This is a genomic window from Segatella copri, assembly GCF_019249655.2.
Taxonomy (GTDB): domain Bacteria; phylum Bacteroidota; class Bacteroidia; order Bacteroidales; family Bacteroidaceae; genus Prevotella.
In genome coordinates, this window is record NZ_CP137557.1 from 1,393,518 (window position 1) to 1,416,087 (window position 22,570).

At 45.2% G+C, this 22,570-nt stretch carries 16 protein-coding genes and 1 pseudogene; 3 read left to right on the forward strand and 14 right to left on the reverse strand.

Annotated features, from left to right (window positions below):
* Nucleotides 1-57: 57 nt before the first annotated feature.
* Nucleotides 58-1,098 (reverse strand): carbohydrate porin, encoded by a 1,041-nt coding sequence (locus KUA49_RS05295; RefSeq protein ID WP_218412320.1) that lies wholly within the window; start codon nt 1,096-1,098, stop codon nt 58-60.
* Between the two features lie 368 nt (nt 1,099-1,466).
* On the opposite strand from KUA49_RS05295, the gene KUA49_RS05300 reads away from it, so the two are divergent.
* Nucleotides 1,467-1,940 (forward strand): PaaI family thioesterase, encoded by a 474-nt coding sequence (locus KUA49_RS05300; RefSeq protein ID WP_022121659.1) that lies wholly within the window; start codon nt 1,467-1,469, stop codon nt 1,938-1,940.
* Between the two features lie 69 nt (nt 1,941-2,009).
* On the opposite strand, the gene KUA49_RS05305 is transcribed toward KUA49_RS05300, so the two are convergent.
* The 13 genes and pseudogenes from KUA49_RS05305 to KUA49_RS05365 form a co-directional block, all read right to left on the reverse strand.
* Entirely contained in the window at nt 2,010-2,849 is an 840-nt protein-coding gene (locus tag KUA49_RS05305; RefSeq protein ID WP_218412321.1) for a CPBP family intramembrane glutamic endopeptidase, read from the reverse strand.
* A 1,131-nt stretch (nt 2,850-3,980) separates the two neighbouring features.
* Nucleotides 3,981-4,826 (reverse strand): Rpn family recombination-promoting nuclease/putative transposase, encoded by an 846-nt coding sequence (locus KUA49_RS05310; protein WP_218412322.1) that lies wholly within the window; start codon nt 4,824-4,826, stop codon nt 3,981-3,983.
* A gap of 302 nt (nt 4,827-5,128) precedes the next feature.
* Entirely contained in the window at nt 5,129-7,234 is a 2,106-nt protein-coding gene (locus tag KUA49_RS05315) for a DUF262 domain-containing protein (protein WP_218412323.1), read from the reverse strand.
* Nucleotides 7,235-7,281: 47 nt separating this feature from the next.
* On the reverse strand, nt 7,282-7,536 hold the full coding sequence (locus KUA49_RS05320; protein WP_218412324.1) for a hypothetical protein: 255 nt from the start codon (nt 7,534-7,536) through the stop codon (nt 7,282-7,284).
* 93 nt (nt 7,537-7,629) lie between these two features.
* Nucleotides 7,630-8,538: pseudogene (locus KUA49_RS05325) on the reverse strand (Rpn family recombination-promoting nuclease/putative transposase).
* Between the two features lie 66 nt (nt 8,539-8,604).
* A complete protein-coding gene (locus KUA49_RS05330) occupies nt 8,605-10,590 on the reverse strand; it encodes a heavy metal translocating P-type ATPase (protein WP_218412327.1) in 1,986 nt (661 codons plus the stop codon).
* A gap of 32 nt (nt 10,591-10,622) precedes the next feature.
* Nucleotides 10,623-11,447: a Fic family protein gene (locus KUA49_RS05335; protein WP_218412328.1), complete on the reverse strand. Its 825-nt coding sequence runs from the start codon at nt 11,445-11,447 to the stop codon at nt 10,623-10,625.
* A complete protein-coding gene (locus tag KUA49_RS05340; RefSeq protein ID WP_218412329.1) occupies nt 11,440-12,120 on the reverse strand; it encodes a hypothetical protein in 681 nt (226 codons plus the stop codon). The genes KUA49_RS05335 and KUA49_RS05340 overlap by 8 nt, the downstream gene beginning before the upstream one ends.
* A gap of 2 nt (nt 12,121-12,122) precedes the next feature.
* Nucleotides 12,123-13,007: an NAD-dependent protein deacetylase gene (locus tag KUA49_RS05345; RefSeq protein ID WP_218412330.1), complete on the reverse strand. Its 885-nt coding sequence runs from the start codon at nt 13,005-13,007 to the stop codon at nt 12,123-12,125.
* Nucleotides 13,004-13,831: an MBL fold metallo-hydrolase gene (locus KUA49_RS05350; RefSeq protein WP_318331676.1), complete on the reverse strand. Its 828-nt coding sequence runs from the start codon at nt 13,829-13,831 to the stop codon at nt 13,004-13,006. Before KUA49_RS05350 ends, KUA49_RS05345 begins: the two co-directional genes overlap by 4 nt.
* A 124-nt stretch (nt 13,832-13,955) precedes the next feature.
* A complete protein-coding gene (locus KUA49_RS05355) occupies nt 13,956-14,849 on the reverse strand; it encodes a helix-turn-helix domain-containing protein (RefSeq protein ID WP_203050354.1) in 894 nt (297 codons plus the stop codon).
* A gap of 84 nt (nt 14,850-14,933) precedes the next feature.
* Complete coding sequence (gene dinB, locus KUA49_RS05360; protein WP_203050352.1) at nt 14,934-16,055, reverse strand: DNA polymerase IV; 1,122 nt, start codon at nt 16,053-16,055, stop codon at nt 14,934-14,936.
* Between the two features lie 166 nt (nt 16,056-16,221).
* Entirely contained in the window at nt 16,222-16,659 is a 438-nt protein-coding gene (locus tag KUA49_RS05365; RefSeq protein WP_203050350.1) for an Hsp20/alpha crystallin family protein, read from the reverse strand.
* Nucleotides 16,660-16,997: 338 nt separating this feature from the next.
* Between KUA49_RS05365 and xyl3A the strand changes: the two genes are divergently transcribed.
* Together xyl3A and KUA49_RS05375 are read left to right on the forward strand one after the other, a co-directional pair.
* A complete protein-coding gene (xyl3A, locus tag KUA49_RS05370; RefSeq protein ID WP_218412331.1) occupies nt 16,998-19,688 on the forward strand; it encodes a xylan 1,4-beta-xylosidase in 2,691 nt (896 codons plus the stop codon).
* Between the two features lie 185 nt (nt 19,689-19,873).
* A complete protein-coding gene (locus tag KUA49_RS05375) occupies nt 19,874-22,570 on the forward strand; it encodes a SusC/RagA family TonB-linked outer membrane protein (protein WP_412178599.1) in 2,697 nt (898 codons plus the stop codon).

Consider the following 22,570-nt stretch of genomic DNA (forward strand, 5'->3'; position numbering starts at 1 on the left):
AACCGCAAAGGATAGACTTTATGCCATACCTTTCCTTCTTTTCTATTTTCTCTTCCTTTAGAAACTGACATAGAGTCGGGCACTGAGTGCCGTGAAATCTCCATTGTCGTTTTTGATGTACTGGAACGATGGCTGAAGGGAAATGGATTCCGTCAGCTGTCTTTTCCACATTACTTCCAGTGAATATTCGGAACCCTGCTGGAAGCGGGCGTACTGGCCTGACAGACCGCACTCGTTCTTCTCGTCCTGATAGGCACCGCCCAGTTCTGCGTATCGGTAGCAGGCATTCTGATGACTGGTGTTCTCGGAATACTGCATCATGCACGAAATGTTCTTGTCGCCAGCCTTCCAAACGCTCTGCTCTCCGTAAATCCACCAGGCACAGGTTATTTTGCCCTTGGATTCATCGGCAGAAACCATTTCGCCATCCTCGTTGATCGGATATTGACGGGTATGGACGGCAGCACCCGCAAAATATTTTCCACCTTTATGTTCATACTCCAACTGCGACATGTTGAAGATTCCATCCTTCTTCGGGCGAACCAGGAAGGGATTGTCGTGGGCTTTCCAGCCATTATATCCTACGCCGTTATACAGACTGTTTCTGAAAGTCCATCCTCCCTTGGTTACATCAAAGTAAAGGGTCAGCCCCGAATACGGATAGTTGGCTATCGGATAGCTGGATGCAACCGTAGGGAAGATTCCCTCAGAACTGTTCAGGAAGAGTGCCGTAACATCAGAGGTAAAGAAATCCTCGTTCACGTTTCTCACACCCACAAACAGATGGCCCGAATTCCACTCGTGCATGTAGCCCAGCACGGCAAGCATGGCGAAGTTATTGTCCGCATCTATGTTCGAAAATCCCTGCCAGTCATCAATAATGCCATCATTGGTCTTTGCCACATGCAGCGTAGCCGCCTCGAACGAATCCTTTCCTTTTCCTATCGGTACACTCAGTTCCAATCTCAGCTGATTAATCAGATTCGTATTCTTGTTCATGTCCCATTGCCATTCAGAAATATATTGTCCGTTAAAGCTCTGTGCATAAGCAAGGCAAATATTGATGCAGCCTAAAATAATAAAAATAATTCTCTTCATTTCTTTTATGTTTTTGTATAATCTTCATGTTTTGTATCATTTCTTGTTCACTTACTCGCTACTCGCGAGCATCTTGCTAATTCATGCTGCAAAGGTACGGGATATTTCAAAATCCTGCAATACTTAATAGTTGGTATTTTTAATTCTTCTAAATAAAAGGGCTTCCTTTCTTATCCCCATTTCTAGGTATTTTTGTTTCTTCTAAATAGTTAGGGTTCCGTCTGACTCCTTATTTTTAGGTAGTCAGACGGAAAAACAATAATATTTTTTAAAAACTTTGCCTTATCAGATATTATTTGTACCTTTGCATTGTTTTAAAAAGTTTAATCAGTTAGAAATCAGTTTAATCAATTTAATCGGTTAGAAAAATGAAGAAGATATTAAATCCATATTTGAATAAGGAGGGTTACAACTGCGTTTGCTGTGCCCCCAACAATCCTGTAGGTTTGCATCTTGAGTTTTGGGAAGAGGGTGAGGATGTGCTTACCATCTGGAATCCCGGCGAGAATTACCAGGGCTGGATCAATACCCTGCATGGCGGAATCATCAGTATGCTGATGGATGAAGTGGCAGGCTGGGTCATCAACCGCAAACTGCAGACCACGGGTGTGACGATGCAGCTCAACGTGAAGTACAAGAAGCCTGTGATGACCACCGATTCGCAGATTACGGTGCGTGGTCACATCGCCAGTCAGCGCCGCAACATCGTCACTATCCACCTGACTCTGGAGAACTCCAAAGGCGAGGTTTGTGATGAGGGCGAAGCCATCTATTTCACCTTCGGTCCTGATAAAGCCAAGGAGATGGGATTCGACAGCTGCAAGGTAGAGGGGGAGGAATAACTCTCCCCTTATGGTGAGGAATTTGATAAGGAAGCCTTTCTTATGAAGACTTCCTTTTATGAAGTCTTCTTACGATGCAGCAACTGCTTTCTTATTGAAGAGCCAAATCGACAGGATGATGATTGCGATACTTACCAGGCTGAGGCCTCCTTCTATCATCGGAGTGCTGGCGATGTAAGTATTGTAGCATTCTTCAGGAATCAGGCAGAGCGTATTGTTGGTGATGTGGATGATGATGCCCGGAATCAAACTCCTGGTTCGGTAACACATCCACGCCATGACGATTCCCAGAATGATGGGGCCAGGAATCTGTGCCGGGTTGAGATGGATGAGCCCGAACATGATGCTTGAGCCGATGATAGCATACCAGGGACTGATGTTCCATTTCAGCATCTTTCGCATCATCAATCCGCGGAAGAGGTATTCTTCGGCTATAGGAGCAATGATGCAGAGCATCAGGATTCCAATCGGATTATGTGCCAAGTCAGCAAAATCCTGCTCCATGTAATCAGGCAGATTCATGAAGTTCTCTAATGTAGTCATAGGAATGAACTGGAACAATCCCACCCAAAAAACCAGCAAGAAGATGATGGTCTTAGGCATCTGCTGAATCTTTTCCAGGCGAACACGAAGATGGAACTTCTTCCGGCATTTATGAATCATATATAGCTCTGCTGCCAGCATGTAAATTGCCGGGATCCATGCAGAACTATTGATGGTTGTCTTCGTCAGGAATTCGATAAATTCGCAGCTCAAAGCTGCTGCAATGCCAACCGGAAAGGCTGCAAGCATGGACATCAGATAGACGTAGATGGCACTTCTGGTGCCAGGCCATGCACGATACAGAAACCATCCCTTGGTTCCGTTTCTTCCCTTTGACAGGATTGCTGAAAGTTTTTCTTTTTCCATAAAGCTGTAGTTGTTTTGTTTGTTACTGAAATCTTGTCGTTTGTAGAGATGCTGCCAACGAGCACAATGAAAACTTACTTTCAGATTGCCGAGTGCTGCAAATCTGGGGGCAAAGGTATAATAAAATCCTGGCTTGTTGGGTTAAGTGCATGTTATTTTTATGTTAAAATATCGCCACCCTCGAAGAAGTTTAGTTTTGTTTATCATGCTCTGTCTGCGTTTAAGAGTTCCTTGAATCACAATTCCCCAGAAAGCCGTTTCCTGCCCATTTTGTGGTCTTCATTGATGACCGGCGCCTGCCATCTATTAAGACCAGCCTCGGTCTTCATTGATGACCGACTTTTGGCACAAGAAGACTGTTCTTTCGATTGCCGGTGCAAAGATACAAAAAATCGAAGCAGAAAGCAAGCTTTTTCCCGTAGAATGTTGAAAAATAGTGCGTAAGTAGCTGATGTGTAGAGATATAAGTGTTTTCGATTTTCGCATCTGATTGCAAAAGCCGCCTTTGGAATCGTTTTTTGATGTTTGGAAAGCGGTCATTATCGGTCACGGTCATTTTCGGTCATTTTCAAAAATGATTCGGTCATTTGGGTCTATAGTATATATAAATATATATTTATATAATACTTATAGGGGAGATTTGCGCCCCCGAAAATGAAAATGACCGAAAATGACCGTGACCGATAATGACCGGATCTGGCTTCTGAAAGTTATTCGGAAAAGGATGATGTTTGTTTGTAAGATAATGATAATCAATGGGATAGTTTTGTGCAGTACTTCTGTAGAGTACCATGCTTTGTACAGCTAAAACAGTACATATTCCTCTTCGCTCTATCCCAGTTTTTGCTCTTTTTACGAGAATCTTGACAAAATAAATCAAGAAATTCCTCGTTTTCTCCCTTTTATTCTGCCTTTTACCCCCTCTTATTTTTGCCTTCTGAGGGGATGAAAAGTGTGGTTTCTAACCCCTATTTTCGTAGGAAAAGTGTGTTTTTTATCCCTCGTTTTTATAGGAAAAGTGTAGTTTTTAACTATTGATTTATAGGAAAAGTGTGTTGTCTATATTTATAAAAGAGACTTCTTGGTTTGAATGCCAAGAAGTCTCATAAATCAATTTTTCAAAGCCAGTTCTTATTTTCTTATTTTCTGAATTTCCTCCAGTGGAAGCTCTGTGGCCGTTGATACTTGTGCTTCAGAAAGTCCCATTGACAAAAGGCGGTAAGCTGTGGCTATCTTTTCTTTCGCTATTCCTTTTTCCATTCCTCTCTTCTCATCAAACTTTCTGGTGGCATATATATCACGCATATTCTTGATGTCCTCGTCATAAAGCTCTAGTTCCTCGCGAGAGAGCTTGCGGAGGTCGCCTATCTCTGCCAACTTGCGGAAGACTGGATACTTCTCGCTGAATGGCATCTGCTCAAACATGTTCATATTCTTCATTATATAAATCCAACAATCAAATATATCCATACACTCTGCCTCCGTGTGCTTGTCGAACAAGGGCAGTTGGAGGTACACAATACGCATCCTGTCGGACACTAGCTGGCGTGTCTGCAAATCGGTAAGCACCAAGTCGGTGCGAAACTTCTTTAATATCGGACTCGATGACACGAAATCCATGAAACACACCGTATAGACTGGAGCCAAGTGATAGTCCCAGATTCCACGAACGCCTTGCTGCACAATGGCACGTGCCGTGTAATACAATGCCCTGTCGGCAAAGTATTCCTGTTCTTTCTTCTGCATCTCGACGATGATATGCTTGCCCTCGTCTGTGACGCAATAGACATCGAAGACCACACCGCGGTCATCGGGGCGCAAGCCAAGTTTTTCGGTCTTGGCAAACGTCACGTCCTTGATTACCAACTCGTCTTCAAACAGTCCGTTGAGGAATGTTATCAGGCATTCTTTAGTGTCTTCGCTTCCAAAGATTCGCTTGAAAGCCCAATCGACACGTGGGTCTATAAATCTAGCCATCTTCTTACGTTTTATATGGTCGTGGACGCAATATTGCATTTCTGCTGCGAAGATACACTTTTTTATTGAAACTGCCAAGAATTTCTAGAATTTTCTTTCTAAAAGAGGGTAAGGAAAAGGTATGGGGAGAGAAAAGAGGAAGAACTAAACTCTCTCAAGTAAGCTCCACACGTTCTGAAAGGGTAGAACCACCTAGCCCAGGGCAGCACCTTGGGTAAACCAGTTATCCACAAATCGCCCTGTAAGGGCAAAAGCATCTAATTATAACGCTTTTTCTTACAGGGTGACTTGTTTAATAGTAATTATTCCTTAACAGGTTCAAGCAACATAACTAATTCTGATTCTGCAATGTCGCATTTATCAAACAAATATCGCAAACAGCGGAGCTTACTTCTATTATCCATTGATGTCCACAAATATTTATGTGGAGCAATTTGTGTGCAATATCTATCATCGGCATTCTTCTCAGACCAGAAAAATCCCTCTTTATCATAAAGACTATCAACAACATCTGCATGTTGTTCCATGACCACCTTTACCACTGTCAAGAGCATGTCCTTCCATGTAGTTTCCGTATAGTCACGACCAAACAAACGGAAACCTGTCAAAACTCTATTTGTTGGTGTGAAAGTTTCTTCATCCAGTGAGACCTCATCTATCGGTTTTGCCAAAGGTTTGAAAGTTGGCTTTGGCAACGGATAGAGACGCAGAAATGTTTTCACAATTTCTTCACTTCTCTTTTGCAATTCCTCTTCACTCCACTTTTCACATTTCGTCACCCACTTGGTCAAGCGATATTTAGAATCTTTATATCCAGGGCAAACTACATCACCATTGTTCTTGCCGTCACGTTTTATTTCAAAGGCCTTATTGCTTAATTCACTATTAATACCTGTAAGCGTTAAGTTGGCAAAAGTATGTAGATATTGCTCTTGAATTTCTTCATAGTTGTCGCCCAGCATATTCTTCCATTCACCATTGAGGGTTTGCGGCATTATATGTTCTATCGTTGCATCTTTCTTTTTCATATCTGTCGCAACATCATTGTATTCTCCAGGTACAGAATTTTCCAATCGTTCAAAAAGGAATATCTGATAAGGCTTCAACATATGATAAGCATCACGGGTTTGAATTGCTGTTACAAACTGCACATCTCTTGGCAACTGGTAATTACCATCTCGACGCATGATATGATAAGCAAGAATATCTGAGTAAGAATATGTTAACGGAATACCTGCAGACTGGTATTCATCTATACTTTTCAGAACATCCTTATGAAGTGCACAGAAAACCTGAGTTAAAGCATTACCAGGCATATTGCAAATGATTCGTCTTGCCAAATAATTTTCTACAACGTCAATCACCTTATCTATTTCATCATAGGATAAATTATTCGTTGCCGCATACTTCAGGAACTGAATAAAGAAAACATTGGTTACATCCGATTCTATATTGCAAATATGGCGCATTTTTGCCGACAATTTGCTTGTTTCCATCTGAGCTTCCGTAACTTGCTGGTAATAGCGGGCATAATCCAACATCTCCACCATTTCCTGTTTTCTATCACGACCATCCATATACTTTTTCCACTCAAAATATATGTTAGAAAGACGAACAGGGCGCTGCAACTGTTGCTTTATGGTTAAATAGTCTCGAAGGAATTTTGTCGGATTATATTCGGTTGCAGACTCAATCTTCTGCCAATAATTTTTAAAGCACAACTGTTGCTCTTCTGCTGTTAATGACATCAGAAGGTAATTTCTTATTTTATCAGCTTCTGTAAGAGCTAGACCTGTTGAATTTAAACTTTCAAAGATTAGCTGCGCATCATCATCAGCATCCAACTCTATAGAAATAATCTGAAGATGCTCAACAGCATCAAGCAAATTATCAAATGTCAGTTGTTGCGGCTTTCTTGTCAGCTTATCATAGAAATGGCGGAAATTACGGGTAATCTTTGAATCCTCATCCAATTCATCTTCACCATTGAAGATTTTATCATAAGCAAATCTGTCGTTTTCAATAGGAACAAGTTTTATCTTGCGCTCTGAATTGCAATATTTTGCATTCAAGAACAAATCATAAGCTTCATCCTTGCGGCTCTCATTAGAGATTTCAAGCAATCCGTCATTGACGGCTTTTATTCCAGCAAGAAGCAGAAGAGAGATTGTTGTCAAACGCTGCTGCCCATCAATGACGAGACGACTGAAGCCGGTTCCTGCTACTGATGTTACGATAGAACCGAAAAAATGGGATGTTCTACCTGAGTGTATCAACTTAACTAAATCACTCAACAACTGGTCGCAATTATCTTGTAACCAGTCGTAATTACGCTGGTAAACCGGAATCACAAATTGGATTTGTTGTCCACAGATGAACTCATTTAATGGCTTTGCATATCCTTTCATATATTCAATGTTTAAATGCTGTACAAAAAGTAATATATTTCACATTTCTAGACCTCAACACAGATCGGAAGATGGTCACTCATCCTATTGGACTTCTCCCAGGAATATAGTTTATAGTCTTTAACTTCTGTATTTGTAAAAGCATAGTCCAGGAAGAAAGTAAAATTACCTTTGCCGGTATGGTCGTAGGTAAATCGGCTTTCCTTACCTGTTACCACAGTCTTATATTTGTTGATATATGGCTTGTAGTATTCCAGGATGTCCAAAAGGATAGAGATATAAGAACCACTAGTACGATTCACAAAGAAGGGTACCCATCTGTTCTGCATCTCAACGATGAAATGCAGAATAGACGGATAACTTCACAACAAAAAGTGTAAAGAGGATAACGTACACTAAGACTTAAGCGGCTTCAATTGTTCTTCTGTCAATCCGGTAGCCTGCATGATTTGAGGCCAAGACATCCCCATTGTCAACAAGTTACGGGCTACTTCCAAACCTTTAGACAGTTCACCTTCAGCACGCCCTTTCGCTATTCCTTTTTCCATACCTCTCTTCTCATCAAACTTTCTGGTGGCATATATATCACGCATATTCTTGATGTCCTCATCATAAAGCTCAAGTTCCTCGCGGGAAAGCTTGCGGAGGTCGCCTATCTCTGCCAACTTGCGGAAGACTGGATACTTCTCGCTGAATGGCATCTGCTCAAACATATTCATATTCTTCATTATATAAATCCAACAATCAAATATATCCATACACTCTGCCTCCGTATGCTTGTCGAACTAGGGCAGTTGGAGGTACACAATACGCATCCTGTCGGACACTAGCTGGCGTGTCTGCAAATCGGTAAGCACCAAGTCGGTGCGAAACTTCTTTAATATCGGACTCGACGACACGAAATCCATGAAACATACCGTATAGACTGGAGCCAAGTGATAGTCCCAGATTCCACGAACGCCTTGTTGCACAATGGCACGTGCCGTGTAATACAATGCCCTGTCGGCAAAGTATTCCTGTTCTTTCTTCTGCATCTCGACGATGACATGCTTGTCCTCGTTTGTGACGCAATAGACATCGAAGACCACACCACGGTCATCGGGGCGCAAGCCAAGTTTTTCGGTCTTGGCAAACGTCACGTCCTTGATTACCAACTCGTCTTCAAACAATCCGTTGAGGAATGTTATCAGGCATTCTTTAGTGTCTTCGCTTCCAAAGATTCGCTTGAAAGCCCAATCGACACGTGGGTCTATAAATCTTGCCATTTTCTTACGTTTTATATGGTCGTGGACGCAATATTGCATTTCTGCTGCGAAGATACACTTTTTTGTTGAAACTACCAAGAATTTCTGCCATTTTTTATTCAACTTTTACGCCAATCTCAGTCTCAGCGAATTAAGTACTACGCTCACACTTGAGAAGGCCATCAGGGCACTTGCCCACATCGGAGTTATCTGGAAATCAATGTCGAAGATATGAAGGACGCCGGCTGCCAGCGGGATGCAGATGATGTTGTAGATGAACGCCCAGAAGAGATTCTGCCAAATCATGTGAACCGTCTTCTGGCTCAGTTTTACGGCTTCTGGAAGTGCCAGAAGGTCGTCGCTCATCAGCGTAATCTGCGCCACATCCATCGCCACATCCGTTCCCTTTCCTATCGCCATGCTCACGTTGGCAAGGGCCAGGGCCTGGGTGTCGTTGATTCCGTCGCCCACCATTGCTACCTGTTTGCCTTCATCCTGAAGTTTCTTTACCAATGCCTGCTTGTCGCCAGGCAGCACCTTGCTCTGGTAATGCTTGATGCCGGCTTTCTCTGCCCAGTAGTGAGCTGCTTGCTCCTTGTCGCCACTCATCATATAGACCTCTATTCCCCTTTCCTGCAACTGCTTCATTGCTTCCTGGGCATGAGGCTTGAGGGTCTCTCTCGTCTCCAGATCCAAATCCTCCTGCTTGGTGAAATCGATGTTCTGGTTAGGAATGGTGAGGGTGCCGGTCTTGTCGATGACGAGGGCGTTGATCTTGTGGAGATTCTCCAGCGCCGACGCATCCTTGATAAGGATTTGCTTCTGCGCCGCCTTGCCGATGCCCACCATCAGGGCGGTAGGAGTAGCTAAGCCCATGGCGCATGGACAGGCGATGACCAATACGGCTACGGCTGAAAGGATGGCCTGCGGAAGAGCAGCGTTGCCGCCTGTCAGCCACCATGTTAAAAAGGTGATGAGGGCGATGGCTGCCACGGCTGGAACGAAAATCAGAGCCGCCTTATCCACAATGCGCTGCACGGGTGCCTTACTGCCCTGCGCCTCCTGAACCATGCGGATGATGTGTGCCAGGGCGGTGTTCTCGCCAATCTGCTTGGCTCTCATGCGGAGCTTTCCCTGACTCGGAATGGTGCCAGCCAGCACGTTGTCGCCTGCCTTTTTCATCGCCGGAGTCGGTTCGCCGCTGATCATCGCTTCATCTACATAGGCAGCATCGGGAGTCATGAAACTCTCTGCCTGGGTAACCACGCCATCCACCGGAATCTTCTCGCCGGCTCTTACCTCTATCATGTCGCCTATCTGAATGGTGGAAATCGGAACTTCCTCCATCTTGTAGTCGTTGGTGCCTTCTATCTTCTCGTAAGTCACCAGTCGGGCGGTTTTCGGCTGCATTCCCATCAGTTGGCGGATGCTGCTCGCCGTACTGTCTTTCGCCTTTTCTTCCAGGCATCTGCCGGTCAGCACGAAGGTGATGATCATCACGGAAGCATCAAAATAAGTGTGCCATTCTATGCCTCTCGCTCCCCATACCATTTCGCCGAAGAAGGTGTTGAAGGTGCTGAAGAGGAAGGCGATGAGGGTGCTGAGTGCCACGAGCGAATCCATGTTTGCCGTATGATGCAGGAGCTGCTTCCAGGCGGAAACATAAAACTGTTTGCCGCAGTAGAGCAGGTTGGCGAGTGCCAGGAGCAGACAAATCTGGTTAGCGAAGGAACTGGTATGATGAGCCGAGGCAACGCCATCTGAAATCATATTCTGTTCCATGCCCAGGGAAATCCAGCCCATGGAGAAACACATGGTCAGGATGGCGAAGAGCCAGGATGCCAGGGTTCGGCGGCGCAGGAGGGTGAACTCACGGCGGTTGATTTCCTCCACGCTTTTGTCGTTTTCGATGACGAGGTCGTAGCCGGCGTTGCTGATTTCCCGTTTCATATCTTCCAGAGAGATGATGTCGGGGTCATAATCTACCAGGGCAGTTCGGCTCGCCAGGGAAACCGAGGCGGAGTTGATGCCTTCTAGCGACTGCAGTTTCTTTTCAACATTGGCAGAGCATACGCTGCAAGCCATGCCTATTACTGGAATTGTTTTCTTCATTTTTGTTCTATTCTAAATTCTATTCTTATTTCTTACAATTGTTGTAGAAAATACTTCACCCATTTTTCGTATGTTCCAGATACTTCAACAGAAGCAATGCCGGTGAAGTATTTGAAAGAACTGCTCATCAGATTTTTTGAAAGCGAGAGCACAGGTTGCTGGATGACATTCCTATCCATCAAAAAGAGCAGGGTTAGCAACCGGCCTATTCTTCCATTTCCATCGATGAATGGATGAATCATTTCAAATTGATAATGAATGAGCGCCGCCATGATGAGGACATCAGTCTGTTCCTCGTAATGGATATAGTTTTCTAAGTCGGCAATAGACTTTGCCATATCCTCATAGACCGGTGGAATGAAGGGAGCAGTTGCCAGCGTGTCATCTTTTGTTCCAAGCCAGATGGGTGAGGTGCGCATCTCACCAGGGTATTTCCTTTCATTGTGCTCTCCTTGCATCATTACCCAGTGAACATCCTTGAGCAATCGGCTGCTAATAGGCAGTTTCTGCATACGCTCTATGGCAAACCTTGTGGCTTGAAGAAGGTTTTGTTCATCAAATTTGCGTTTCTTGTCTTCCTTGTCTTCCTTATCTTCCTTATCATCTGTTTGAAAGAAAGCTAAGGCTAAAGACTTCTTTTCGCCATATACCAGATTCACGGAATTCTCAACTTCTTCCTTCTGCAATGCATCAATATCAGAGAGGTTGCGATTCTTCAATCTTTCATGTGCTTGCTCAAGCAATGTTTGCATTTCTTCATCCATTTCCAGGTGAATATCCTGCAAAGGGGTTGGGACGAAAGAGCGGTATGCTCCCTCGTCCCTTCCTATTGTTCTGTAATGTCCTTGTCTATCCATTTGTATTTAATTCTATGAGCGACTGGGCAATATCGCCAGCAATGCCCACACTCTTTTCTGCTATCTCCTGTGGAATATAGAGCTCTTGTGGCATGTTGAGCGTGATATATTTAGCATTCGGCTCACGATAAGCCAGCTGCATGATAGGTAGCTTGATGAGTCGGTTGCGCGAACCAATACCCAACTCTAAGATAACGAGTTTTTTGCCAGAATATTTTGTAAGAAAGTGATGGAAGAGTGTTTTTTTCTTGGGGTCTGGCGCTGCAAAAAGGTCGGTCATGACACCTTCTATCTCGAAGATGCGTTTTTCATCAAACCCTGATTTCTCCAGATGCAAGTCGCCATTGCTGGTAAGGATGAAGTAATCCTTCTGGCCAATCACTTTCATAAGGTTATGCATTACCTGTGAAGGTTCGTAATCGTCTACCCAAAACTTCACCAATCGTCTGTGGAACTCTAAGCGTGCTTCAGCAGTAGGATATTGAAAGTAAAGACCTTCCACAACATTTCTGAAACCATATTGCTGCTGCATGTCGCCAAACTGCCTTCGAAACATCTCGTTGTTGGCAAAGATATGATAGCCCTCGGCGATAGAGAGTCCGTTGCTGGCTCCTATGAGAATGGCATCTGCTTGGGCAATCCATTCTTGGGCAAGAGTGATATTTGCATTCATATTTAATATATTCTTCCTGGTTCGAAATTTGTATCTGATACGATATGATCTGCCGGTTTGCCCAACAGTTTCTTTAATGTCACAGCGATATCTTCCTTAATGGCAATACTCTTTTTGGCAATCACCTTTGGAACATAAGCATCCTTTGGATTGATTACAGCATAAGTGGCATTGGGCCAGCGATATACCATGTTCATAAATGGCTCCTTGATAAACATTGGAGTCATCATACCCACACCAAGTTCGAGGAAAAGCACTTTCTTGTTCATGTTCTCCTTGAGGAAATCCAGATAGCGTTGCATTTCTTTTCGGTAATAGCTACCCTCCAGAAACTCACGACTGCGCCACCATGGAACCATCTCCGTACCACAATGTGGACAACGGGGAATCAGGTCGTCGGGCAGTCTGTCACCTTCTATCTTGTCCAGCAACTCATACACCTTCTCCTTGTTGGGATAAATCTCGTCTGTACAAGTATGCTTACACTGCCAGTAGCGGAAATCGCCCTGAATGCGAGTAATCTTCTCGGCAGGGAAGGTGCGGAAAAACTGCGCATCCTGATTGGTGGTGGCAATATAATAGTTCTTGCCTTTGAGTAGTTCAGCCAGATCCTCGTATGGCTCACCAGTATAACACTCATACAAGTATTTGTACTCGCGGAGCAATGCTGCCCATAGCTCCCCTTTTTTGATTTGCGGATGATAAAACAGTGGGAAAAAACCATCAGCATGATATTTCTCGCCCAACTGTCCGGCTATCTGTTTGAATGTGGCATCGTTCATATAGTAAAAGCGGAAACCTGCCGCTGCCGACAATCCAGAGGCGCCACCCACGATGATGGCTTCTGCCTCCTGAATATTTTTTTTCAGTATTTCTATCTGTGTCATAATTTCAATACTTGTCCGTCTTCTGGTATCATCAGGCGTTTTTTATCCACCTTTTCGTATTCAGCCTGATTACGGAGAATAGCCCTTGTTGTCTGTCCATGATCTATGGCATCCATATGAACCGCAATAAAACGAATCTGAGGATCGCAGTCCTTCAGCATTTGCATAGCTTCCATTTCATTCATCGTGATATCTCCATCTGTCTTTGATTGTGGAAGGAAAATGTTTCCACCAGTATTGATTACTATATAATCTGGCTTATAGGTTGATACTGCTATCTGGGTCTTCTCATCCCAAATGCAATCGCCCATAATGTAAATGGTTGGCTGTTTCTTGGCTTTGAGAATGTAACCAGAACTTGGTCCCATTTGCTCACCAAGTTGTCCACGTCCATGATTACCTCTGATGCGGATAATGGTGATTCCTTCATACTCAATGCAGTCTGCAATGCCCACTGCACGAGAAAAACCGTCTTTCTCCTTAACCTGCTCTACATCTTCAGTCTGTACGAACCAAGGCATATCCTTGCGAATCAGCTTGACTGCAGTTTCATCATAATGGTCAGGATGGTTGTGAGTCAAGAGTGTGAAATCCAGTCCATCAAGCACTTCTTCCACGGGCATCGTCAAGTTTACTCGGGGATTTGGATTTACGCCAAGAGCCGACACGGAAGAGCCTTTGGCACCAAGCAATGGATCAACAAGAATTTGCTTACCTGCATATTCCATCTTCAACGTAGCGTTGCGAATGAGGCGGATGTAGTTCTTTGCATTCAACTGAGTAAAAGCAGACATTGAAGTCTGCATCAAAATCATTTTCTTCATACTTATGTGATTTTTATTTTCATTAAATATTTACCTTCATTATTTCGACTGCAAAAGTATGAGAAAATGCTGATTTATCAGATACCAGAAAACCGCTAAAAACTACCAAAATGATAAATCATTCTCATTCATACACCCCATTCTTATAGTCCTCCTGGAATTCTCTACATGTCTTGCCCGTCTGCTGCTTGAAAAAACGCATCAGGTGGGGTGGTTCGGGGAAACTGAAAGCATAGGCTATCTCACTTATGGACTTGCTAGTGAACAGAAGCTCGTTTTTGATTTCTGCCAACAGTCGCTGTTTCAGCAGATAGGTAGCCGACACTCCATACTGCGCCATCACGCTATGGTTCAGTGTGATGCGGCTTATCTTGAGCAGCGAGGCGTAGTCCTGCACACGCTGCAACTTCCGGATGTGGGTTTCCATCAATTCCACAAACTGAAAGGCATAAGAATTCTTAGGTGCAGCCTGAGGCAATTGATGCTCACGGACATAATGGCGATTCATAATTGCCAGCAGATAGTAGAGTACGCTGACGATGATGTTGTAGCTGTCGGCTTGAGGCTGCCGAAGCTCTGCCCGTATTTTCTTGAGCAGCTGATGATATTCTTCGCATTCATTTCCCGAACACATCAAATAGGGTGGTGTTTCGGTCTGCTGGCAGTATTGCAGACGATAGACAAAGAATTTGTCGGCAATGAAGGTTCGCATGAAATCTTCACGGAATATCAAAAATTCGTAGTCGAGAGCCGCCTCATCAATGTGCCATTCCTGCTGCTGGTGTGGCTTCACAATGAGCACCATGCCGTCTTTCAGGTTTATCTTCCTATAGTCTATCAGCACGTAGCCATTAGCTTTCTTGATGAAAAATATCTCGAAGAAGTCGGTCTTGAATACTTCATGCTCCGTAAGCACCCAAAGGCACTCGCTGCCATAAGCTGTGTTGATGTAGAAATCTACGCCGCAATCCGTCTTGTTGAACGGCACTTCTACCAGACGCTGTCTTTGCTTTGTCATAATCTTAATCTTTGTCTTTATCTTAATCTTAATCTTTATCTAATCAAACAGAACATGCACGCTTTCCGTTTACCGCTTCCATTCTCACGATTCCCATTCCTCGAATTCCAGTTCCAATTCCCTGTATTCGGGTTTTCGGGAAGAATTCAACTTGTCTTCCTTCTTGGCTTCTTCTGATGATGCGTTGCTCACCGATAAGCCCAGCAGGCGGATGGGGTGGGCGGAGGAGTAATCCACCAGTTGCAGCAATTGCTTGGCTAGCGGAAGAATGTCTGCTTTTTTCTTTAGAATCTTCTCTTGCGAGATGCTACGGGTTATCTGGGTGAAGTCGGAATACTTTACTTTCAGTGTCAGGGTGCGACCCTCGAAACCGCTCTTTTCGATGCGCTCCAGAAGTTCCATTACCGTATGGTAAAGCTCGATGACCACTGCCGATTTTGCTGAGATGTCTTCCAGGAAAGTCTGTTCGCAGCCCACGGATTTCCTTTCTCGGTATGTGATGACGGGCCTGTTGTCTATTCCTCTTGCGAAATTATAGAAGATGTGACCAGCCTTTCCGAAAACCTCTACGAGATGTTTTTCCGAAACCTTTCGCAGGTCAGCACCATTGAAGATGCCCATGAAATGCATCTTTTTCAGGGTCTTTTGGCCTACACCCCAGAAATCCTCCACGGGGAGCTGGGCTATGAAGTCGAGTGCCTTGTCGGGATGTATGGTGCAGATGCCGTCGGGCTTGCGGTAATCCGAAGCTACCTTTGCCAGGAACTTGCAATAGCTGATGCCTGCCGAGGCGGTAAGTCCTGTAGCTTCCTTGATTCTTGCCTTGATTTCCTTGGCCACATCCACCGCCAGCTCTATTCCCTTCTTGTTTTGGGTAACATCGAGGAAGGCTTCGTCGATGGAAATGGGTTCGATAAGGTCGGTGTATTCCTGAAAGATGCGGTGAATCTGTTGGGAAATTTCAGCGTAATGTTCGTGTCGGCAAGGTACGATGATGAGTTCCGGACAGCGCTTCTTGGCTTGGGCGATGGATTGCGCCGAATGAACGCCCCATTTGCGGGCCTCATAACTGGCAGTGGAAACCACACCACGGGGACCGTCGAAGCCCACCGCAATCGGTTTGCCTCGAAGCTCCGGATTGTCTCTCTGCTCTACTGCCGCAAAGAAAGCATCCATATCGATGTGTATGATTTTTCGCTCTTCCATCTATCTTGTAGCCTATTTGCTTACTTGCTATTTTGTTTCAGGATGCAAAATTACACATTATTTATGAAAGGAGCAAGAATCAGGAAAGAAATCATGGGGTATAGGCACAAAAAAAAGCAGATTCCAAATTGCCTTGGAATCTGCCTCGATCATTTATGGGAGATGATTATTTGACTTCGATATTCTTGGTAGCCTTAGTCTCCTCCTTAGGAGTAAGCTTTGGAATCAGAACCTCAAGAACACCATCAGCTACCTTAGCTGAAATCTTCTCACGGTCGGCATCCTCAGGGAGTGTGTAGGTCTGCTGGTAATTGCTGTAAGAGAACTCACGGCGCAGATAGTGCTCGTGCTTGTCTTCGTTCTTGTGCTCCATCTTGTTCTCGATGGCGATGTTCAGATTACCATCATTGTCGATGTTTACGCGAACCCACTCCTTCTTCAAGCCAGGGGCTGCAACCTCCATGGTGTAATCCTTGTCACTTTCCTTGATGTTAGTGGCAGGGGCTGTAGCATTCATACGTGGTGTTGCGTCTGTATCAAAGAATACATCATCAAAGATGTTACTCAACCAATCTGAATTATTATTTCTACGTGCTAACAACATAATTAAAACCTCCAATTTTATTTTACTCGTCCTCCCGGTTCCTTGCGGCCCCGTCGGGATTTCTGCTTGTTATTTATTAATGTTCTTTATCTGTTACTTTTTTGATTGCCTCCGTCTCGAACTCCGTTGTTCTTTCGAACTCCTTCATCTTTTGGCTTCAGCTTTCACTCTCATGCTGAGCAACTTGCGTGCCAGCGGCTGAAGGGTGACAAAGTTGGCATGAAAAGCTAAATATTTTAAACATTTCTGCCAGATAATGCGGTAATCTCAAAAAAAATGTGTAACTTTGTCACCAACTTAAAAATCAATGCATGAATCGAATAAATTATAAAAGATCAATGAAGAAACAACTACTTTTTTCTATGGCGATGCTGATGGCGATGTCGCTTTCAACCAGCGCCCAGCAACTGCTTCCTTATCAGAATCCGAACCTTTCTGCTGAGGCTAGAGCCAACGATTTGCTTTCCCGTCTTACCCTGGAGGAGAAGACGAAGTTGATGATGGATACTTCTCCGGCTATCGCCCGATTGGGTATTCCGCAGTTCCAGTGGTGGAACGAGGCGCTGCACGGAGTGGGACGAAACGGATTTGTTACCGTTTTTCCTATCACGATGCACATGGCGGCTTCGTGGGACGATACCTTATTATATAAGGTGTTTACTGCCGTGAGCGATGAGGCAAGAGCCAAGGCGCAGGAGGCGAAGAAGAGCGGCAACATCAAGCGCTACCAGAGTCTGAGTTTCTGGACTCCGAATATCAATATCTTCCGCGACCCACGATGGGGACGTGGACAGGAAACTTATGGAGAAGATCCTTATCTGACCACAAGAATGGGACTTGCTGTGGTGAATGGTTTGCAGGGACAGACCTTTGATGGCAAACCGATGTCGGCTCCGGGAGTTCTGGCTCCGGCTTCCTCACAGGCTCCCCAATACGTCAAGCTCCTGGCCTGTGTCAAGCATTTTGCCGTACATAGCGGTCCGGAGTGGAATCGGCACAGTTTCAATGTAGAGGATTTGCCTGAGCGGGATTTGTGGGAGACTTATCTGCCCGCCTTCAAATCGCTGGTGCAGGATGGAAATGTGGCTGAGGTGATGTGCGCCTATCAGCGGATTGACGGAGCGCCTTGTTGCAGCAATGCCAGGTATGAACGACAGATTCTTCGTGATGAATGGGGATTCAAGGGATTGATTACTTCTGATTGCGGAGCCATCAACGACTTTTATGTGCCTGGCCGACATGGTACGGCGAAGACTCCGGCTGAGGCTACGGCGCAGGCAATTGGTGCCGGAACCGACGTGGAATGCGGAAGCGTTTACCGTTCGCTTCCTGAGGCGGTGAAGACAGGAATGATCAGCGAGGAAAAGGTGAACGAGAGCTTGAAGCGCCTGCTGATAGCCCGTTTCCGCCTGGGTGATTTCGATCAGGACGAGAACGTGCCTTGGACTCAGATTCCATCTTCCGTCGTCGCCAGCAAGGCGCATAAGGATTTGGCAGAGAAAATGGCAGAAGAGGGAATCGTGCTTCTTCAGAATCGGAACAATCTTCTGCCGCTGAAATCATCAGGAATGAAGTTGGTAGTGATGGGGCCGAACGCCAACGATTCCATCATGCAGTGGGGCAACTATTCGGGTTATCCTACTTCTACCACCACCATCCTGAAGGGCATCAGAAAATATGTGAAGGACGCCAAGTATATTCCTGCCTGCACGTTGACAAGAAATGAAGTTTCAGAAAGCCGGTTCAATCTCCTGACTTCTGCCGATGGAAGCAAAGGCATGAAGGCTACTTATTGGAACAATGCCGAGATGAAGGGCGAGCCTGTGGCTACTGCCGTGATGACGTCGCCTATCAACCAGAGCAATGGCGGAAATACCGTCTTTGCACCGGGCGTGAACCTTACCAACTTCTCAGCCCGATACGAGGGTCTGTTTACTCCGGAAGAGGATGAAACCTTGAACGTCAGAATGGGATGCGATGATGGCTACCGACTCATCATTGATGGCGATACGGTGGCGAATGTATGGAAGGGACGTGCCCGTGTGCAGATGCTCAACAAGCCAATCTCCGTAAAGGCTGGAAAGCCGGTGAAGATACAGGTGGATTATTTCCAGAAGACTGATATGGCGGTGATGCAGTTTGACATCGTAAAGAACTATACGTCAACCGAGTCTCAGCTTCTGGCTGAGGTTGGCGATGCTGACGTAGTGGTATTCGTAGGCGGAATCTCTCCTGGTCTTGAGGGTGAGGAGATGAAGGTTTCTGAGCCGGGTTTCAAGGGTGGCGACAGAACAGATATCGAATTGCCTCAGGCTCAGCGCAAGGTGATGGAGATGTTGCATCGGGCTGGCAAGCGAGTGGTGTTCGTCAACTGTTCGGGCAGTGCCATCGCCATGGTTCCTGAAACCGAAAATGCGGAGTCTATCCTTCAGGCTTGGTATCCGGGCGAACGGGGTGGCGAAGCTGTGGCAAAGGTACTCTTTGGCGAGGTGAATCCATCGGGCAAGCTTCCGGTAACCTTCTATAAGAGCGTGAATGATCTTCCTGATTTCCTCGATTATACGATGAAGAATCGCACCTACCGTTATTTCAAGGGTGAGGCTCTCTTCCCATTCGGTCATGGATTGAGCTATACATCGTATGAATATGGAAAGCCGACATTGAAGAAAGTTAAGAATGAAGAACGAAGAGTGAAGAATGAAGAACGGAAAGTGAAGAATTCTTCGGCTTATTCCTTGAGCTTCTCTTTATCTAATAAAGGTAATAGGGAAGGAACGGAAGTGGCGCAGGTTTACATTCGTAGAATGGATGATGCTGAGGGACCTATCAAGACCCTGAAAGCCTTCAAGCGCATTACTTTGAAGGCGGGCGAGAAGCAGCAGGTAACCATCAGTCTGCCTCGCCAGAGTTTCGAGGGTTGGGATTCCCAGACCAATACCATGCGTGTGGTTCCTGGCAAATATCAGATCTTCGTAGGTGGTTCGAGTGCTGAGGCTGCGAAGAATGTGATAGAAGTGAAAGTGAAATAAAATACTGATATAAAAAGAGAAAGCTCGTTAAGATTTTGAACGTCTTGGCGAGCTTTTCTTCTGTCTTAACTCTTAAGTCTGCGTTTTTTTGAAGTTTTTTCAAGGAAATGGACTTTAAATCACTCTTTTTTATTATATTTGCAATCGAAAATCGATTTGAACCTTGACTAAATGATGAAATAGTTATGGAACAGAACTTAAAAAACATATTTTATGCGATGGGTGCGATGATTCTTGCACCCCAAACCCTCTGTGCTCAGTCTGTGAACATCGAAGGCCTAGACTCCTTGCGCTTATCAGGTTCGGTGGGTGTAGTGGAGCCTGAACTTCTGAAGAAGGGTGTGCTCAATAATGCCCTGGATGCCTTGAGCGGACAGACGGCAGGTGTTAACGTCACTACCAATGGTCTTGACCGTATTGCTATGTTGAACTCCGTCCGGGTTCGCGGTACAACTTCTATCATGGGCGGCAATGATCCTCTGGTGATTATTGATGGTGTTACTTCTGATGTGGCGACGCTTGCTACAATCTATCCCGCCGATATCGAGAGCTTTACAGTACTGAAGAATGCCAGCGAAACGGCACTCTATGGTTCCCGTGGTGCTTCGGGCGTTATCCAGGTAAAGACCAAGAAGGGTACTGGTAAGGGATTTCAGATTTCTTACGAGGGAAACTATGGTATAGAGGCGATGTACAAAAGTATGGAGATGCTCAATGCCGCCGAATACATAGCTGCTGCACAGAAGTATGGGCTGGAGTATAACAATAAGGGATATGATACCAATTTCCGCAAGGCGATTACCCGAACCGGAAACATTCAGAACCATTATCTGGCCTTCAGCGGTGGCACTCCGCAGAGCAACTACCGCGCTTCTTTTGGCTATATCGACCATAACACGATTATTCGGAGCAAGGGCTATCGTAATCTGGTGGCTAAGATTGATGTCACCCAGAAGGCGTTTGGCGATAAACTGACGGGAGATTTCGGCGTGTTCGGTTCGTCTTTCAAGAACAATGATATCTTCGACAGTCAGATGCTTTTCTATTCTGCCGATGCCATGAATCCTACTTATCCTTATGATAAGCTGAACGGCAGTTGGGTGAAGAATGGGGCTGCATCTCAGGTGAATCCTCCTGGTGCCTTGCTCAAGGAGCGTAATGATACGAAGAACATGAACTTCAATGCTCATCTGAAGTTGAACTATGATATGACAAATTCTCTGAGTGTTTCTGCCTTCGGAGCATACAGTTATGCTTCCAACGAGAACAACCAGTTCTGTCCAACCTGGGTTTGGGCGCAGGGCAATCTCTATCGTGGGGAGTTCAAGAGCGAGGACTGGCTTGCCAATGTATCGTTTAACTATCAGCATTCGTGGGGAATCCACAATCTGAAGGCAATGGTGGGTGCAGAATATCAGAAGGATATCCGAACGGGATTCTGGACTTCTGCGAAGGGAATCACCAACAACGACATGTATTACCATAATATAGGTGCTGCTGCATCACGGCCTTTCGGTGGGACAGACAGCAACTACGAAGATCCGACCCTGGCTTCTGTGATGGGCAATGTCGACTACACCTTATATAATAAGTATAGTCTTTCGGTTTCCATGCGTGGCGACGGTTCTTCGATGGTGGGCAATGACCATACCTGGGGTTTCTTCCCATCCGTCTCTCTTTCCTGGGATATGAAGCAGGAGAAATGGCTCCGTTCTCTCCAGAAAATTACTATGCTGAAACTGCGTACGGGCTATGGACGCTCAGGTAATCTTGGCGGAATATCTTCTTATACCACTTTGAATACGGTGCGGCAGAATGGTATTGTTTCGGTGAACAGTTCTCCTACGGTTACGATGGGAATGATTAGCAATAACAATCCTGATCTGAAGTGGGAAACCCGCGCTACCTGGAATATCGGAGCTGATTTGGGAGTGTGGAACAACCGGCTGGTTCTGACGGCAGAATATTACTATTCCAAGACCACCGACATGCTCTATGCCTATGATGTGCCGGTTCCGCCTTTTGCCTATGATAAACTGTTGGCAAACCTGGGTTCTATGAGCAACCAGGGTTTGGAGGTCGGCGTTTCCTTCACTCCTATCCAGAAGAAGGACATGGAACTGAACATCAATATGAATCTCTCCTGGCAGAAGAATAAACTCCTCTCGCTGAGTGGTGAATATGACGGAATGCAGATGTCGGCAGCCGATATTACTGCGATGGGTGCCTTGTCGGGTGCCGGTCAGCATGGTGGTTACAACAATGTGGTCTATCAGATAGTTGGTCAGCCTTTGGGGGTGTTCTATCTTCCTCATTGCAAGGGAATTATAGAAGATGGAAATGGGCATTACCGCTATGATATCGAAGATTTGGACAAGAACGGAACCGTAGATTTGAGTGATGGCGGTGACAGATATATTGCCGGTCAGGCTACTCCTAAGGTAACGTTGGGTTCCAATATCAGTTTCCGTTATCGCGACTGGTATCTTTCATTGCAGATGAACGGAGCCTTCGGACATAAGATATTCAATGGTACGGGCTTAGCCTACACCAATATGTCGAGTTTCCCGGATTATAATGTGCTGAAGGGAGCTCCAGAGAAGAATATCGTTGACCAGAATGTTTCTGATTATTGGCTGGAGAAGGGCGATTATCTCAACTTAGAGAATCTCACGCTGGGCTATGATATTCCTATCCAAAAGGGCGTGGTGCAGTCGCTCAGAGTTTCGGCGAGTGTCAACAATCTTGCCACCATCAGCAGTTACAGCGGCTTGACTCCGATGATTAACAGCTACGTGGTGAATAGTACGATGGGTATTGATGATAAGCGGACTTATCCTGTTTACAGAACCTTCTCATTGGGTTTAAGTGTTCAATTCTAA

Bases quoted from the DNA above. Each gene is read 5' to 3' on its own strand.
- KUA49_RS05350 (WP_318331676.1), bottom strand. From the start codon at position 13,831: ATGAAGAAAATGATTTTGATGCAGACTTCAATGTCTGCTTTTACTCAG.
- KUA49_RS05310 (WP_218412322.1), bottom strand. From the start codon at position 4,826: ATGGCTAGATTTATAGACCCACGTGTCGATTGGGCTTTCAAGCGAATC.
- KUA49_RS05365 (WP_203050350.1), bottom strand. From the start codon at position 16,659: ATGTTGTTAGCACGTAGAAATAATAATTCAGATTGGTTGAGTAACATC.
- KUA49_RS05305 (WP_218412321.1), bottom strand. From the start codon at position 2,849: ATGGAAAAAGAAAAACTTTCAGCAATCCTGTCAAAGGGAAGAAACGGA.
- KUA49_RS05340 (WP_218412329.1), bottom strand. From the start codon at position 12,120: ATGAATGCAAATATCACTCTTGCCCAAGAATGGATTGCCCAAGCAGAT.
- KUA49_RS05300 (WP_022121659.1), top strand. From the start codon at position 1,467: ATGAAGAAGATATTAAATCCATATTTGAATAAGGAGGGTTACAACTGC.
- KUA49_RS05315 (WP_218412323.1), bottom strand. From the start codon at position 7,234: ATGAAAGGATATGCAAAGCCATTAAATGAGTTCATCTGTGGACAACAA.
- dinB (WP_203050352.1), bottom strand. From the start codon at position 16,055: ATGGAAGAGCGAAAAATCATACACATCGATATGGATGCTTTCTTTGCG.
- KUA49_RS05335 (WP_218412328.1), bottom strand. From the start codon at position 11,447: ATGGATAGACAAGGACATTACAGAACAATAGGAAGGGACGAGGGAGCA.
- KUA49_RS05330 (WP_218412327.1), bottom strand. From the start codon at position 10,590: ATGAAGAAAACAATTCCAGTAATAGGCATGGCTTGCAGCGTATGCTCT.
- KUA49_RS05295 (WP_218412320.1), bottom strand. From the start codon at position 1,098: ATGAAGAGAATTATTTTTATTATTTTAGGCTGCATCAATATTTGCCTT.
- xyl3A (WP_218412331.1), top strand. From the start codon at position 16,998: ATGAAGAAACAACTACTTTTTTCTATGGCGATGCTGATGGCGATGTCG.
- KUA49_RS05375 (WP_412178599.1), top strand. From the start codon at position 19,874: ATGGAACAGAACTTAAAAAACATATTTTATGCGATGGGTGCGATGATT.
- KUA49_RS05355 (WP_203050354.1), bottom strand. From the start codon at position 14,849: ATGACAAAGCAAAGACAGCGTCTGGTAGAAGTGCCGTTCAACAAGACG.
- KUA49_RS05345 (WP_218412330.1), bottom strand. From the start codon at position 13,007: ATGACACAGATAGAAATACTGAAAAAAAATATTCAGGAGGCAGAAGCC.